This is a genomic window from Thalassospira sp. UBA4513 (assembly GCF_002388495.1).
GTDB lineage: Bacteria > Pseudomonadota > Alphaproteobacteria > Rhodospirillales > Thalassospiraceae > Thalassospira > Thalassospira tepidiphila.
This window is the reverse complement of the sequence record NZ_DGMR01000032.1, coordinates 87,546-102,365: the sequence shown is the minus strand read 5'-3', so window position 1 is coordinate 102,365 and position 14,820 is coordinate 87,546. Positions and strand designations below refer to the sequence as shown.

The 14,820-nt window shown below is 54.9% G+C and carries 15 protein-coding genes and 1 pseudogene; 10 read left to right on the top strand and 6 right to left on the bottom strand.

Annotated elements, in window-relative coordinates; all coding sequences use genetic code 11:
* Nucleotides 1-53: 53 nt before the first annotated feature.
* On the bottom strand, nucleotides 54-1,442 hold the full coding sequence (locus B2T33_RS13265) for a gamma-glutamyltransferase (protein ID WP_063088307.1): 1,389 nt from the start codon (nucleotides 1,440-1,442) through the stop codon (nucleotides 54-56).
* Here B2T33_RS13265 and B2T33_RS13260 point away from each other — a divergent pair.
* The 3 genes from B2T33_RS13260 (at nucleotide 1,375) to B2T33_RS13250 (ending at nucleotide 4,316) form a co-directional block, all read left to right on the top strand.
* The gene (locus tag B2T33_RS13260; protein ID WP_339661074.1) at nucleotides 1,375-2,784 is read left to right on the top strand and encodes a M48 family metalloprotease; all 1,410 of its coding nucleotides are present in this window, start codon (nucleotides 1,375-1,377) and stop codon (nucleotides 2,782-2,784) included. The two genes, B2T33_RS13265 and B2T33_RS13260, sit on opposite strands and share 68 nt — an antisense overlap.
* Complete coding sequence (locus tag B2T33_RS13255; RefSeq protein WP_286792288.1) at nucleotides 2,781-3,467, top strand: hypothetical protein; 687 nt, start codon at nucleotides 2,781-2,783, stop codon at nucleotides 3,465-3,467. The genes B2T33_RS13260 and B2T33_RS13255 overlap by 4 nt, the downstream gene beginning before the upstream one ends.
* An 87-nt stretch (nucleotides 3,468-3,554) precedes the next feature.
* Nucleotides 3,555-4,316, top strand: coding sequence for a DsbA family protein (locus tag B2T33_RS13250; protein ID WP_286792287.1), 762 nt, complete (start codon nucleotides 3,555-3,557; stop codon nucleotides 4,314-4,316).
* A 132-nt stretch (nucleotides 4,317-4,448) separates the two neighbouring features.
* On the opposite strand, the gene B2T33_RS13245 is transcribed toward B2T33_RS13250, so the two are convergent.
* A complete protein-coding gene (locus tag B2T33_RS13245; protein ID WP_238538699.1) occupies nucleotides 4,449-5,231 on the bottom strand; it encodes a thiazole synthase in 783 nt (260 codons plus the stop codon).
* 27 nt (nucleotides 5,232-5,258) lie between these two features.
* Nucleotides 5,259-5,444: pseudogene (thiS, locus tag B2T33_RS20405) on the bottom strand (sulfur carrier protein ThiS); the annotation flags it as partial.
* A gap of 320 nt (nucleotides 5,445-5,764) precedes the next feature.
* On the opposite strand from thiS, the gene B2T33_RS13240 reads away from it, so the two are divergent.
* The 5 genes from B2T33_RS13240 to B2T33_RS13220 all read left to right on the top strand — a co-directional run bounded on the left by B2T33_RS13240 (nucleotide 5,765) and on the right by B2T33_RS13220 (nucleotide 9,270).
* A complete protein-coding gene (locus B2T33_RS13240; RefSeq protein ID WP_064789769.1) occupies nucleotides 5,765-6,052 on the top strand; it encodes a type II 3-dehydroquinate dehydratase in 288 nt (95 codons plus the stop codon).
* Nucleotides 6,053-6,062: 10 nt separating this feature from the next.
* Nucleotides 6,063-6,509, top strand: a complete 447-nt coding sequence (locus tag B2T33_RS13235) for an acetyl-CoA carboxylase biotin carboxyl carrier protein (protein WP_286792286.1) — start codon at nucleotides 6,063-6,065, stop codon at nucleotides 6,507-6,509.
* A 17-nt stretch (nucleotides 6,510-6,526) separates the two neighbouring features.
* Nucleotides 6,527-7,876 carry an acetyl-CoA carboxylase biotin carboxylase subunit gene (gene accC / locus B2T33_RS13230; protein WP_197147226.1) on the top strand — a complete coding sequence of 450 codons (1,350 nt, stop codon included), beginning with the start codon at nucleotides 6,527-6,529 and terminating at the stop codon, nucleotides 7,874-7,876.
* A 202-nt stretch (nucleotides 7,877-8,078) separates the two neighbouring features.
* Nucleotides 8,079-8,744, top strand: coding sequence for a leucyl/phenylalanyl-tRNA--protein transferase (gene aat, locus B2T33_RS13225; protein ID WP_008890610.1), 666 nt, complete (start codon nucleotides 8,079-8,081; stop codon nucleotides 8,742-8,744).
* A 43-nt stretch (nucleotides 8,745-8,787) separates the two neighbouring features.
* Complete coding sequence (locus B2T33_RS13220; protein ID WP_286792284.1) at nucleotides 8,788-9,270, top strand: GNAT family N-acetyltransferase; 483 nt, start codon at nucleotides 8,788-8,790, stop codon at nucleotides 9,268-9,270.
* An 81-nt stretch (nucleotides 9,271-9,351) separates the two neighbouring features.
* On the opposite strand, the gene serA is transcribed toward B2T33_RS13220, so the two are convergent.
* Nucleotides 9,352-10,593, bottom strand: coding sequence for a phosphoglycerate dehydrogenase (gene serA, locus B2T33_RS13215; protein WP_063088315.1), 1,242 nt, complete (start codon nucleotides 10,591-10,593; stop codon nucleotides 9,352-9,354).
* A gap of 241 nt (nucleotides 10,594-10,834) precedes the next feature.
* On the opposite strand from serA, the gene B2T33_RS13210 reads away from it, so the two are divergent.
* Nucleotides 10,835-11,995, top strand: coding sequence for a GNAT family N-acetyltransferase (locus B2T33_RS13210; RefSeq protein WP_252724095.1), 1,161 nt, complete (start codon nucleotides 10,835-10,837; stop codon nucleotides 11,993-11,995).
* A gap of 73 nt (nucleotides 11,996-12,068) precedes the next feature.
* On the opposite strand, the gene B2T33_RS13205 is transcribed toward B2T33_RS13210, so the two are convergent.
* Together B2T33_RS13205 and B2T33_RS13200 are read right to left on the bottom strand one after the other, a co-directional pair.
* Complete coding sequence (locus tag B2T33_RS13205; protein WP_197147223.1) at nucleotides 12,069-13,751, bottom strand: methyl-accepting chemotaxis protein; 1,683 nt, start codon at nucleotides 13,749-13,751, stop codon at nucleotides 12,069-12,071.
* 11 nt (nucleotides 13,752-13,762) lie between these two features.
* Nucleotides 13,763-14,380, bottom strand: coding sequence for a hypothetical protein (locus B2T33_RS13200; protein ID WP_064781557.1), 618 nt, complete (start codon nucleotides 14,378-14,380; stop codon nucleotides 13,763-13,765).
* A gap of 145 nt (nucleotides 14,381-14,525) precedes the next feature.
* Between B2T33_RS13200 and B2T33_RS13195 the strand changes: the two genes are divergently transcribed.
* On the top strand, nucleotides 14,526-14,798 hold the full coding sequence (locus B2T33_RS13195; RefSeq protein ID WP_286792283.1) for a hypothetical protein: 273 nt from the start codon (nucleotides 14,526-14,528) through the stop codon (nucleotides 14,796-14,798).
* Nucleotides 14,799-14,820 lie beyond the last annotated feature (22 nt).

The following is a 14,820-nucleotide window of genomic DNA, read 5'->3' as shown; positions in this document are numbered from 1 at the left end:
GTGTTTAAGAGCAACAGGGCAGGATGTCCCCTGCCCTGTTGGGTGGTCTATGATTATCGGGTTCCGGCCATGCCGCCGCCTGCCGGGTCGGCAAGGAACTGGCAGCTTTCCGGATGAGGTGGCGTGCCTTCAAGGCACTTGATGACATTGACCGAAGACGCCCCGTCGGAATTCATCGAAATACCCGATGCAGCACCAGTACCAATCAGGTCTTCGGCCATGGTGGCGATCTGTTTGGTCGCACCGGCCGGCGTGCCCGTGCCAGCAATGCCGTAATAGTATTCCCAGACAAACGGGTTCACCATCAATGCCGGCCCCATCAGCGGGGTTGAAATCATGTTTGCATCCCCCGCAGCCAGATTAAGGCCAAACGCATCCGCACCAAGCCCCGCACCAAACGGCTTGTTCATGGTGGTGACACAGGCAACCGCATTGGCGGCACGATCCACAACAACAAAGCCACTACGTCCGGCATTGGCCTGTGCGGCTTCAGAACCCGATGCGATATCCGCCAGATAACGGTTCAGGATATCGGCAAGTTCACCGCCCTCGGTGATGACCGAAGCACCAGAATTGGATCGCGGCGGATAGGCCAGATAAAGCGTTTCATTGCCAACCTTGACCTCGGTCGCGGTTTTCCACTGCGGGCGATAGGTGCGCATGTCATCAGCTGTCAATGTACCGCCCGCTGCGGTGACGGCATTGGCGATATCAGCCCCCAACGCACCGCTATAAAACTCGCCCGGTCCCTTGACGCGCAGTGACGTCAGAAGGGCTGCCAGATTAACCGCACGGATACGGTCACCGACTTCAAGCATCTTGCCATCTGGCATAAAGGTCGCGCGCAATGCCGGGCTGGCCTCAATCCGGGCACGGTTTGCCTCGATATCCTTGACCAGCGAACGCGATACCGGCACGCCAAGGCGGGCATATTGTTCAGCCGCACTGATCAGCGAGCCCCACTGCAAACGGCCATAACGTGCGCTCAACGCATAAAGGCCGCGCGGAACAGTCGGGATGGTGGTTGGCGTCTGATCGGAACCGGTCCGTGTGCCCGGACGTGGCCAGAAATCAAGAACTTCGACCTTTTTCGTCGCGCGATCATGCACAACACAAACCCCACCACCGCCAATTCCGGCAACGGATGGCTTGGTCACGGTCATGGTGGCGTAAAGCGCCACAGCAGCGTCCGCAGCCGTGCCACCGGCAGACAAAACATCCCGTGCATTCCGAACGGCACGTGGCTCATCAGCGACCACACCACCGAAATAACCGGACACTGCCCCTATTTGACCAAGATTTTCTGTTTCATTAGCACTACATGCGGCAAGACCGGCAGTCATTGCGATTGCGACCGCGATCCGCCATGATGGCTTGCGCGTCGGCACGGAACCGACATCAGTCGAACGAAAATATGGAACGCACATTTTGCTCAGACGCATTATTACTCTCACTGCCATTTTCCTTGTTGCCCTGCCTAGCACGGTTTTCGCGCAGGGTCGTTCTTTTATCCGCGATACAGAGATCGAGGAAACCCTCCGGATGTATGCCACGCCCATTTTCAGGGCAGCGGGCCTCGATCCGAATGGCGTGTCCATTTATATCGTTTCCGACAACAGCTTGAACGCATTTGTTGCCGGGGGCCAAAAGCTTTTTATCAATACTGGGCTGTTGTTAAAAGCAGAGACTCCCGAACAGGTTATCGGCGTTGTTGCCCACGAGACCGGCCACATATCGGGCGGGCATCTTTCACGCGTTCATGACCAGTTGCGCAATGCGTCTGCAATCTCGATTCTTTCCACAATTGCCGGTGTTGCTGCCGGTGTGGCTGCCGGCCGGTCTGATGTCGGTACTGCCGCCATTCTGGGCGGTCAGAACGTGGCCACCCGTAACTTCCTTGCCTATTCGCGGACCCAGGAAAGCAGTGCCGATCAGGCCGGTGTGAAGTATTTAACAGAGGCAGGCATTTCGTCGCGCGGGATGCTGGAATTCATGCAGACCCTTGAAGGTCAGGAATTGCTGAGTACCGCAAGCCAGGACCCGTATCTGCGCAGCCACCCGTTGACCGTCGAACGTGTCGACTTCCTTGAAAACTATGTGTCCAACTCATCGCTCAAGGATGCAAAGGTCAGCCCCGATATGTATGAGCGCCATGCCCGCATGCGCGCCAAACTGTTTGCCTTTACCAGCCATATTCAAAATACCATGCGCACCTATCCCGAAAGCGATACGAGCATTGCCGCGCGTTATGCCCGCTCGATCGCCTATTACCGGGATTCACAGCTTGAGCCTGCGCTTGAGATTGTCGAAGGCCTGATCGCCGAGGAACCATCCAATCCCTATTTCGAAGAACTGAAAGGCCAGATTCTTCTGGAATTCGGGCGTGCGCGCGATGCCATCCCACCGCTGCAAAAGTCGGCAGAACTTTCAAACGGTGCGCCGCTGATCCGACTTCTTCTGGCGCATGCAATGATCGAAACCGGCGATGAGGCGTATCTGGCCCCGGCCAAAGAAAACCTGATCGGGGTACTGTCGCGCGAGCGCGGCAATGCATCTGCATGGCGGTTCCGGGCAATTGTCGAAAACCGTCTTGGCAATGAGGGCGAAGCATCCCTGTCACAGGCGGAATACAGCCTTCTGACCGGTGATCGGCAAGCGGCGAGCTATCATGCGGTTCAGGCGGACCGTAAGCTTGAAAAGGGCACGGCCACATGGGTTCGTGCGCAGGACATTCTTCAGGCGACCAATCCTGATGGCGTACCGGGCAAGGACGCCGCCAATTGACGTCTTCGCCCGCACTGCGCGCCAAGCCACGGGCCGCGCGCGCCTTCACATCCAGAAGGGTTTTGGCGTCTGTAATGGTCGTGCTGGGATCGCTGAGCATAACAAGTTGCAGCCTGCCCGGTGCTGGTGTGGATGTCAGTGGTGACCTGAAACTTTTGTATGCGCCTTTTTCACTGTCCAACCCGCCGCGCTATTGGCAGGTCAATCAAAAGTCTAACGTGAACCCGGCCCCGCTTGGCTGGGAGGACAAGGACGGACGCATCGCCCTTGCCGCGCGCCCCGGGATGGGGGCATTTGAAATCGGTCGGCGAACAAATGTGATCGTGCTGGCGTCACCGTTTTTGTCTTTTGACTGGCAATTCAACAGTGCAGCCCAAGTCGGGGATGTTGAGCTGGTGCTTGGTTTCCGACGGCAGGCACAGGGAAGCTGGACAGAAAGCGACCTTGGATCCGGAAAACCAACCATGGATCAGGAAGTCCGCATCGCCGTTGGCCAGTATGAAGTGCGGTACGGTGAATGGCACCGCGAATATTTCGATCTGGCGACGCTTTATCGTCGATATTGGCCGGATGCACAGGCCGACGAGGTGCGCCTTGTATGGATCGGCATTGTTTCGGGCGATGATCACATCGCCGCACAGAATAGTGTGATACATCTAACGCATATTTTACTTTCACGTTAGCAACGAGATCACGTATCAAAAACCATCACATTTCATCAGGGTCAGGACCACAGCATTACACACTGGCCAGAGACAAAAGGACGTCCAATGAACTCCCATATCGCAAAAGGCTTTCTTGCTGGCACAGCACTTGGTATCGGCATGCTGCTTGGCGGGCAGGCAGCTTTCGCGCAGGATAGCCTGAGCGCTGAACAGAAAACCGAAATCGAGGGCGTTATTGAACAATACCTGCTTGATAACCCGGATGTTCTTTTGCGCGCGATCCAGAATGTCCAATCCTGGCAAGCGGCCGCACAGGCCCGCCAGCAGGCAGAAGCTATCACCCCTGTCTGGGATGCACTGGTTGCTGACAGTTCCGTTCCCTCGGTCGGGCCGGTTGATGCGCCGGTGACTGTGATCGAGTTTTTTGATTACCACTGCGGTTATTGCAAGCGCGCCTTCGACGGCGTGAAGGAAATTGCCGAAAACAGTGATGGCAAGGTTCGCACCATCTTTGTCGAGTTCCCGATCCTGCGCGAGGAAAGTACCCTTGCCGCGCGTGCCGCACTGGCTGCTGCCAAGCAGGACAAATACATGGAAGCGCACGAAGCCTTCATGACCAACCGTGGCCTGCTTGATCAGGAACGTATCAATGAACTGGCAGCCGGTGTTGGCATCGACGTGGAACAGATGCTTGAGGACATGAAGGCGCCGGAAATCACCGGCATGCTGGCCCAGTATTCGAGCATGGCGCGTGCCGTTGGCATTTCCGGCACCCCGGCCTTCCTGATCAATGGCACAATGGTTTCGGGTGCGGATATGGAGCGTGTCAATGCGCTGGTCGATGCCGGACTGAAAGACGCATCCTGATCAAAACGACCTGACCAAACACAAAACGCCAACATCTGCAGTTTTGTTGTTTCGCGGTCTCAATGAAAAAGCAAAAGGCCGTTTCACTATCGAAACGGCCTTTTGGATTACAGCTTTTCGCAAGGATATCGCCTAGATAATCCCGGCCAGTGGCGAGGACGGATCGGCATATTTCTTTTTGGGCATCCGGCCAGCCAGGAAGGATTCCCGCCCGGCAATGATGGCATGTTTCATCGCGCGCGCCATACGGATCGGGTCCTTTGCCCCGGCGATTGCGGTATTCATCAAGACACCGTCACACCCCAGTTCCATGGCAACAGCGGCATCGGATGCACTGCCAACGCCCGCATCAACCAGAACCGGCACATTGGCGTTTTCCTTGATCAGCGCGATATTGACCGGGTTCAAAATCCCCATGCCAGAACCGATCAGAGAGCCCAACGGCATGATCGCGCAGCAGCCCATATCTTCGAGCATTTTGGCCTGAATGGGATCATCGCTGCAATACACCATGACATCAAAGCCATCCTTGATCAGGGCTTCGGCCGCCTTAAGCGTTTCGGGCATATTGGGATAAAGTGTGGCCTGATCGCCCAGTACTTCGAGTTTCACCAAATTCCAGCCGCCTGCTTCGCGTGCAAGGCGCAGCGTACGCACAGCATCATCGGCGGTAAAGCAGCCGGCCGTATTGGGCAGATAGGTGTATTTTTTCGGATCGACATAATCGACCAGCATCGGCTGGTTCGGGTCGGTCAGGTTTACGCGGCGCACGGCAACTGTGACGATTTCAGCACCGGATGCCTCGATCGCGATTTTGGTTTCCTCAAAATCCTTGTACTTGCCGGTGCCCACCAGCAAGCGGGACGAGAATTTCTTGCCTGCAACAACGAAACCGTCGTCATCTGCCGCAGCCAGGCCTGCTTCATGTGACCCACCGCCGATAAAATGCACGATTTCAAGTTTGTCGCCATCGGCCAGCCGGGTTTCGCCATAGGCCGTCTTGGGAACGATTTCCAGATTGCGTTCGACCGCGACCTTGGTCTGGGCGATTCCAAGCTCGCCAAGAAGTTCGGCAACGTTTCCAGCATTTTCGATGGTGCGGTCTTCACCGTTGATCGTAAGACGCATCTTTCCGTTTCATCCATGTAGTATCAAATTATTCACAATTGCCGCGCAGTATGCGCAGCACGCTCGCCCGAAGCAAGCCGTCTTGCATGGCTTTTTGGTGTCGATGCCCCGGCAAGCTCGCCTTGCTGGTCAATCATGCTCCCCAGAAGCATCAAGGCCGCGTTGCAAAGACCAATGCAAAGTTGCGTCAGACTTTGGTCGTGTTATAAACGCAACTCCAAATGTTGGGCATTCAGAAGCGGATTGCTTCGCGGTTCGGGCATTCCTGAACGGTCGAGACACCCTGCGGACTGATGCGCGATGGATGCTTCGAAGCAAGAATGGAAGTGAACGAGTTGACTGGTTTTAAGCAAAACCGACAAGAAGACTCTGGCATTCTTGGCAATGCTAAGGCATATACGCACACATCGGTTGCGATCCTTGAAGCTTTCGCCGCATTGTTCATGGCGAAATTCGGGATTCATCTGTCCAATATTCAAAAGCGGAATGCATTCAGACACGATTTAAACGTCTCGAAAGCTGCAAACGGCATGATCTACGGCTTTGGCTCCCGGAGCACCAAGAACGCCCTGGATGCCATGCGCGGATTGATCCACACACCATCATAAAGATATCGAAATGAGCAAGTTCAACATCGACAATGACGCCATTCGCCAGCTCGCCGAGCTGCTGGACGACACCAATCTGACCGAAATTGAAGTTGCCGCAGGTGACAACCGTATTCGCGTCGCCCGTCAGGGCACCATGGTTGCTGCTGCTCCGGCTGTGACGCCGGCGGCTCCGGCTGCGTCCGCGCCGGCTGTTGCGGCGCCGTCTGATGCCGCCTCCCATCCGGGTGCGGTTAAATCGCCGATGGTCGGCGTTGTCTATTTTGCACCGGAACCGGGTGCGGCTCCGTTCATCTCGGTCGGCGCAAGCATTGCCGAAGGCCAGACCCTGATGCTGATTGAAGCGATGAAAACCTTCAACCCGATCCGCGCACCAAAATCTGGCAAGATCACCCAGATTATCGCGACCGACGGCCATCCGGTCGAATATGACGAGCCGCTAGTCATTATTGAATAAGCCGGGGTATCAACCGCATGTTCGACAAAATCCTGATTGCCAACCGTGGCGAAATCGCGCTTCGTATTCAGCGCGCCTGCCGCGAAATGGGCATCAAAACTGTCGCGGTGCATTCCACTGCTGATGCGGACGCCATGCATGTGCGTCTGGCCGACGAATCGGTCTGCATCGGCCCGGCAGCATCCAAAGACAGCTATCTGAATATTCCGGCCATTCTTTCGGCCGCTGAAATCACCGGGGCCGAGGCCATCCATCCGGGCTACGGCTTCTTGTCGGAAAACGCCGATTTCGCCTCCATGGTCGAAGAGCACGGCTTTGCCTTCATCGGCCCGACGCCGGAACATATCCGCATGATGGGCGACAAGATCACGGCAAAGCAGACGGCCGAAAAGCTTGGCATTCCATGTGTTCCGGGATCTGATGGTGAAATCACCAGCGTTGACGAAGCCCGCAAATGTGCCAAGGAGATCGGCTTCCCAGTCCTGATCAAGGCATCAGGCGGCGGCGGTGGTCGTGGTATGAAAGTGGTTGAGCGCGAAGAAGATCTTGCCGAAGCATTTTCCATGACCCGTAAGGAAGCATTGCAGAACTTTGGCAATGCCGCCGTTTACATGGAAAAGTACCTTGGCAAACCGCGCCACATCGAATTGCAGGTCATCGGGGATACGCACGGCAACGCCGTTCACCTGTTTGAACGCGATTGCTCGTTGCAGCGCCGCCACCAGAAGGTGCTTGAAGAAGCCCCGTCTCCGACCCTGACGCCCGAAGAACGCGAACGGATCGGTTCCACGGTTGCCAATGCCATGATCGGCATGGGGTATCGCAATGCCGGCACCATCGAGTTCCTCTATGAAAATGGCGAGTTCTATTTCATCGAAATGAACACCCGCCTTCAGGTGGAACACCCGGTCACCGAAATGATTTCCGGTGTTGACCTTGTGCGCGAACAGATCCGGGTTGCAGCGGGACTTGAGCTGTCATTCAAGCAGGAAGACCTTGAAATTCATGGTCACGCCATTGAATGCCGCATCAACGCCGAAGACCCGCAGACCTTTGTCCCGTCACCGGGCAAGATCAAGGAATATCATGCACCTGGCGGTCTGGGCGTTCGTGTCGATAGCGGTATTTACACCGGTTATTCGATCCCGCCTTATTATGACAGCATGATCGCAAAGTTGATTGTTCATGGTCGCGACCGTGAGGAATGCATGATGCGTCTGCGTCGTGCGCTGGCGGAATACGCGATTGGCGGCATCAAAACCACCATTCCGTTGCATCAAACACTTCTTGCCAACCCGGACATCCAGAAAGGGGATTACGACATCCACTGGCTGGAAAAGTTCATGGGCATTAACAAAACGTTGTGATCAGCGCCTAAGATGATTTCAAACGGGAACCTTCGGGTTCCCGTTTTTCGTTTGAGATTTAAATCAAAAATTTAATCGCGCTTCCCTATTATAAGGGACCGGTTCAAACTGGAAATGGTAACAACCTTGTCGCATGCGACCGGGTCACTCATATGTAAACAACCACCAGAAAAACAGGACCAAAGCAATTATCACTGCGATCATGTCAAACCAGCTGACCCCTGATCTTTTGATCCGCGCCTATTCCGTCGGCCTGTTTCCAATGGCCGAAAGCCATGATGATCCAACCCTGTACTGGATTGATCCGGAGTGGCGCGGCGTCTTGCCGCTTGACGGGTTTCATGTCCCGCGCAGCCTGCGCAAGGCTGTGCGCAAGGGCACCTATAAGATCCATGTCGACCGGGCCTTTCCCGAGGTCATCCGCGCCTGTGCGGAGCCCACCGATACCCGCGACGACACCTGGATTAACAGCAACATCCTTGATGCATATTGTGCGCTTCACAAGATGGGCTGCGCGCATTCGATCGAGGCATGGAAAGACGGCGAGCTGGTTGGTGGCTTGTACGGTGTCAGTCTGGGCAAGGCGTTCTTTGGTGAAAGCATGTTTTCACGCGCGACCAATGCGTCAAAAGTCGCCCTCGTCCATCTGGTCGCGCTGATGCGTCAGGGGGGCTACAGCCTGCTTGATACGCAGTTCGTCAATGATCACCTCAAACAGTTCGGGGTCGAGGAAATTCCGCGCGAACGCTATCGCAACGAACTGGCAAAGGCATTGACGGGGCGCGCCAACCTTCCGTTTGAAGTCGATCCCGAAATCCTTGAAGAAACGCTGACAGGCGGCGATAGTAAGCCACACGCGCCCTCCTGAGTTCAGCCGAGCCGATTGACCTTCACGCCAAGACGAGCACCCCATGCAAATTCGCCCCGCCACCGACAACGACATTCCCGCCATTCTGGAAATTGTCGCCCCCATCCTTCGGACCGGGGATACCTACGCCATTGATAGCAATCTAAGTGACGACGACGTCATCGCCTACTGGATGGGAAAGGACAAGGTCACACTGGTTGCCGAGGAAGACGGCAAGATCGTTGGCACCTATTACATCCGCCAAAATCAGGGCGGCGGCGGATCGCATGTTTGTAATTGCGGCTACATGACATCCCCTGCGGCAAGTGGCCGGGGCATTGCGCGGCGCATGTGTGAAGATTCGCTGGTCCGTGCCAAGGATCTTGGATACCGCGCGATGCAGTTCAATTTCGTCATCGCCAGTAACGCCGCCGCAGTACATCTGTGGCCAAAGCTTGGGTTTGAGATTGTCGGGCGCCTGCCCGGTGCCTTCATGCACCCGACATTGGGCGAAACCGATGCACTGGTAATGTATCGCAAGCTTTAAGCAACACAGATACCACAAAACGGAAAAAGGGCGGGCACCATCTGGCACCCGCCCTTCTTTGTTCTCTAAAATCTGTTCAGATCAGAACAGGAAGCGGACGCGAAGGGTGCCTTCGATTGCCGAGAGTTCCTTGCGAACGCCCTCGCCCGGTTTGATTTCCTCGTCGACTTCAACCACCACATAGCCGACACCGCCTTCTGAGCGCAGATACTGGCCGCTGATGTTGATGCCGCGACGGGCAAACACATCGTTGATCTTAAGCAGCACGCCCGGAACGTTGCGGTGAATGTGCATGAAGCGGGTATGGGTGCGATCCTTGACCGGAAGCGATACTTCCGGGAAGTTCACAGCCCCCAGGGTCGAGCCGTTATCGGAATAGGTGATCAGCTTGTCAGCGACCTCGATCCCGATATTTTCCTGTGCCTCCTGGGTCGAACCACCGATATGCGGGGTCAGGATGACGTTGCTCATACCGCGCAGCGGGCTCTCGAACTGCTCGTCCTTGCCTGCCGGTTCGACCGGGAACACGTCAATCGCCGCACCTGCCAGATGGCCGCTTTCAAGGGCAGCAGCCAGATCTTCGATCACGATGACATTGCCACGTGCCGCATTGATCAGGTGTGCGCCCTTTTTCATCTTGGCGAGCTCAGTCGCCGTGATCATGTTCTTGGTCTGCTCGTTGGCCGGAACATGCAGCGATACCACATCCGATCTGGCAAGCAGTTCATCCATCGACGAACAGGAATTGGCATTGCCCATGGCAAGCTTATTGATAACATCAAAATAGATGACATTCATGCCAAGCGATTCTGCCAGCACCGAAAGCTGCGAACCGATATGGCCATAGCCGATGATACCAAGCGTCTTGCCACGTGCCTCGTATGAGCCATGGGCATTTTTCAGCCAGTCGCCTTCATGGGCGGCTGCGTTACGTTTGGGAATACCACGCAGCAACATGATGATCTGGCCCAGCACCAGTTCGGCAACCGAACGGGTGTTGGAATACGGTGCGTTAAACACCGGGATACCGCGCATCGCGGCAGCCTGCAGGTCAACCTGGTTTGTGCCGATGCAGAAACAGCCGATCGAGGTCAGCTTGGACGCAGCTTCGATAACGTCTTCGGTCAGTTTGGTACGGGAACGAATGCCCAAAAAGTGCGCTTCGGAGACAACGGACTTAAGTTCGTCCGCGTCGAGCGCAGCAGGGTAATGGTCGACATTTGAGTAGCCGGCCTCTTTGAACATCTTTACAGCGTTTTCATGGATACCTTCGAGCAGGACAACCTTGATCTTGTCCTTCTCCAACGAAAGTTTGCTGTTCACGGCGCACCATCCTTTTCTTCGCGAGGGCGACACGGGAAAATCCCCGAGCCGTTTTCAGACCAATTCCAAATGGCCTGTGGCACAATGAAATAGGACTTAGATGCGCTTCCGTCAAAGGCTTTCCCTTGCGTAAATGCGCATTGCGCCTATCTTCTGAACGCATATACCGGCTAATGCGTATAAAAATAAGGCCTCGGGAGTTAAACCGGGCGCCATGGGGACCATCTGCAGGAATTCAGATTTGGCTGTCGAAATCAAAACCGTCACCGATATTCATCAAATCGGGCAGGCCCAGTGGGACAAGTGCGCCGGGTTTGACAACCCGTTTGTCAGCTTTGCCTTCCTGTCCGCCATGGAAGACAGCGGATCAACAACCGCCGAAACCGGCTGGCAGCCGTTTCACCTTGTGGCAGAGGATGAGACTGGTGATGTCATCGGGATTGTGCCGCTTTATGTAAAAGGCCATTCTTACGGCGAATATGTTTTCGACTGGTCATGGGCAGAGGCCTATGAACGTGCTGGTGGACGCTATTACCCCAAACTGCAATCGGCTGTGCCATTTTCCCCGGTGCCGGGCCCGCGGCTGCTTGTCGCCAAGGATCATCCCGATCCCGACAGCGTGCGCAACGCCTTAATCAGCGGCATGACGATCCTGCCGGAAAAACTTGGCATGGCGACGTTGCATGTCACGTTTTGCAGCGGCGATGAAAGCCAGTTGATGGAACAGGCAGGTTTTCTCGCGCGCACGGGCATGCAGTATCACTGGCGCAATCGCGACTATCAGAATTTCGATGATTTTCTGGGCGCACTGAATTCGCGCAAACGCAAAAACCTGCGCAAGGAACGCAAGCAAGTTCTTGAAGCTGGTTACAGTTTCAAGGCACTGCGTGGGGATGATTTGAAATCCGACCATTGGGACCGGTTTTATCATTTCTATCGCGACACATCTGACCGCAAATGGGGCCAGGCTTATCTGACGCGGGAATTCTTCGATCTGCTGCATGACCGTATGCGTGATCGCACGGTTCTTGTATGTGCGTTCAATGACGGAGAAATGGTGGCCGGTGCTCTTAACTTGATCGGGTCTGAAACCCTTTATGGCCGCAACTGGGGTACGATCGACCGTACGCCGCTTCTGCATTTCGAAACCTGTTACTATCAGGCGATTGATATCGCGATTGAGCATGGCCTTAAAACCGTCGAGGCGGGCGCACAGGGCGAACATAAAATCCAGCGCGGCTATGAACCGGTAATAACCCATTCCGCCCATCTGATTGCTGATCCGGGACTGAAACGCGCGGTCGCGCAATTTTTGACCCAGGAACGCAATCACATCAGTCAGGACCGCGATTACATCCTTTCCGAACACAGCCCCTATCGCAAAGAACCATCAGGGTCGTAACCCAGCCCGGATACCCCAAACAAAAAAGGCGCGGGAAATTCCCGCGCCTTTTGGCATTGATATGTCTTAGGCGTCAGACAGTACGGACGTCATTGAGGAAGCCGTTAACGTGACTGCGAAGTTCGTCATTGGCGGCCGCCAATCGCCCGACACTGTCAAGCTGGCCACTGGAAAGGTCACCACTTTCGGTGGTTGCACTGGCAACGCTTTTAACAGCATTGGTGATGGCAACGTTACCGTTCGCAGCACCTTCGACACTGCGCGAGATTTCCTCGGTTGCAGCGCCCTGCTCTTCCACCGCACTGGCGACAACCGACATCAGTTCATCAATCTTGTTGATGGTGTCGGCAAAGCCACGCACAGCCTCGGCAGCAGCACCGGTTTCGCTTTGCATCTCGGCAATCTTGGCCGTGATCTGTTCGGTTGCCTTGACCGTCTGGGATGCAAGGTTTTTGACTTCACCGGCAACCACGGCAAAGCCTTTGCCGGCTTCACCCGCACGAGCGGACTCGATGGTTGCGTTCAAGGCCAACAGGTTGGTCTGATCGGCAATATCACTGATCAGATTGACCACCTCGCCAACGCTTTGTGCCGCTTCATTGAGTTTTTCAACACGCTCGTTGGTGCGTTCTGTCTGACCGACCGCTTCCTGCGTGATTTCGGTCACGCGGGCAATCTGCGAGGAAATCTCGGAGATAGAGGCCGACAACTGAGCGGTTGCAGATGCCACGGTTTCGATATTGGTCGAGGATTCTTGCGCCTGTTCGGCCACGTCCTGCGCATCCTGGTTGGCGCGTTGGGCGTGTGACGTCAGCGTCTCGGATGCGGAACGGACATCATCAAGGGCGGCGTTCACCGCATGCAGAACATCCTGGATTTTTTCGTCAAAGCCCTTGGTAAGAGTTCCCATGCGCTGGCTACGTTCAACCTGACGCTGGGCCTCGACTTTTTCCTGTTCGGCCATGCGGGCACGTTCACGTGCGTTTTCCCGGAAGACTTCAAGCGATTTGGCCATGGCGCCCACTTCATCGGCACGTTTCATGTCAAGCGTTTCGATGTCAAGATTACCAGCAGCCAGTTTACCCATAGCGTCGGTCATCTTACGAATCGGGGTCGCAATCATCCGCGACAAGGTACCACCAAACAGCACGGCCATGATGATAAGTAGAACGACGCCAACACCAAGCGTGACTTGGAAGATCTGCATGGCTTGGGCGACTTCTGCCTCAACATCAAGAATCATTTGATCGATATTCTTGGCAAGCTCGCTTGCAACCGTAGTGACCTGGTCTGATAGTTCACGCGGCTCACCCGATGCTTCAATCGCACGAGCATGGTTAACCGTCAGATAGTGGCGCATCAGTTGTGCTTGTTGCGCTGCAATTTCTTCCCAACGGTCGATAGCGCCGTCCATTTCTTCAATCAGGGCAGCGATCTCTGGGCTGACTGAAGCATATGTCTTGAGCACATCCGTACGAATGTCGATTTCTTCGCGCGCTGTTTCATACCCAGCCAAGCCAGCGCGGTCGCCGGTCGTCAGGAAGTAGATAAGTTCCTGACGTGCGACAAGATAGGCGCGATCAAGGTCGCGATAGTCGCGTTCAAATTTCGAGAGATAATCGCGCTGATCGTTGGCGTTGCTGACCTGCATGGTCGAAAAAACGCCTGCGCCAGCCACCATCAAGATTACCGCGATCATAATAGCAAAGCAGCTCATCAGCTTTGCCGGGATAGAGAGGTTCTCAAAGAATTTCATTGTATTTCTCCCTACAGACCGCTGCGACGCGCGAGTTCATTGAGATTGACCTCAACGGTCACGGCCCCGATCGGCTGACGATCTGCGTTGCTCATGGTCATGTTGAGCTGGGCAAGCCAGGCGTCAGAACCCTCGTTATATTCGGCCTCGTCGATAAACACAGCGTCGGGACCATTCGGATAGGTATTCTGAAACTTCGCTTCATCCCCCTGCCAGAAGTCGGACGTGATGGAGCTTTGCCCTACATTCAGGCCAACGGCGTCCATCACAAATATCTCGGCAAACATACCACCGGAGCGTGCCTGGACTTGTGTCAGGTAGCTCGACAGCGGATTGGTCAGAATTGCTGCAACCAACGGCTGATCTTCTGCTTCGCGTTCAGCGCGCCACTGAAGGTCTGCCGCATCAATCTGTTCTTGTGTCATGTCCTTGCGCAGCTTGTTCTGCGAACTAATGGACAGCTCAACAACCGGATTTGCCAACCATTCCCGAATGTTTCTAATCACTTCATCCGTGATCAGTGCATTGGGGTCCCCCGGCAACTCTGCCTTGGCAAAAGCAGCATGTGGCAGAACAAAAACTGTCGCTGCGAGCATACCGGCCAAAGCCACACCACTTTTGAATTTCATTCGCTTACTCCCCAGTCTATGCCAATGGCAGATCAAGACTATCTATTAGTATAGATTCTTATACAAAAGGTAAAAAACAAATACAACCTTTTTTAGAATCTATAGCGATGTGGAACCGCACGAGAGGAGCTTCCACATAAGCTATATGTGGATTGCGCGCAAAGAAACAACACTGCGACCTTGGGATATGCGGGAAAATGGGCGACTGAAATCAGGCAAGAAAAAAGCGGCGGTAAAAACCGCCGCTGAGTTTGGTTGGGACACGAGCAAACTGCAGAAGATTACGTTGTTCCAGGCGCGAGACGCGCCCCTGCAAAGAACAACTGTCCATGCTGTCATAAGCAGGATGCGTGCCAACTTTATAAACCCCTCAAAAAACCGTGGTTTTTCGGGAAATTCCGGTCGCCATCCCACATGACTGAAATACGTTACCTGATAAT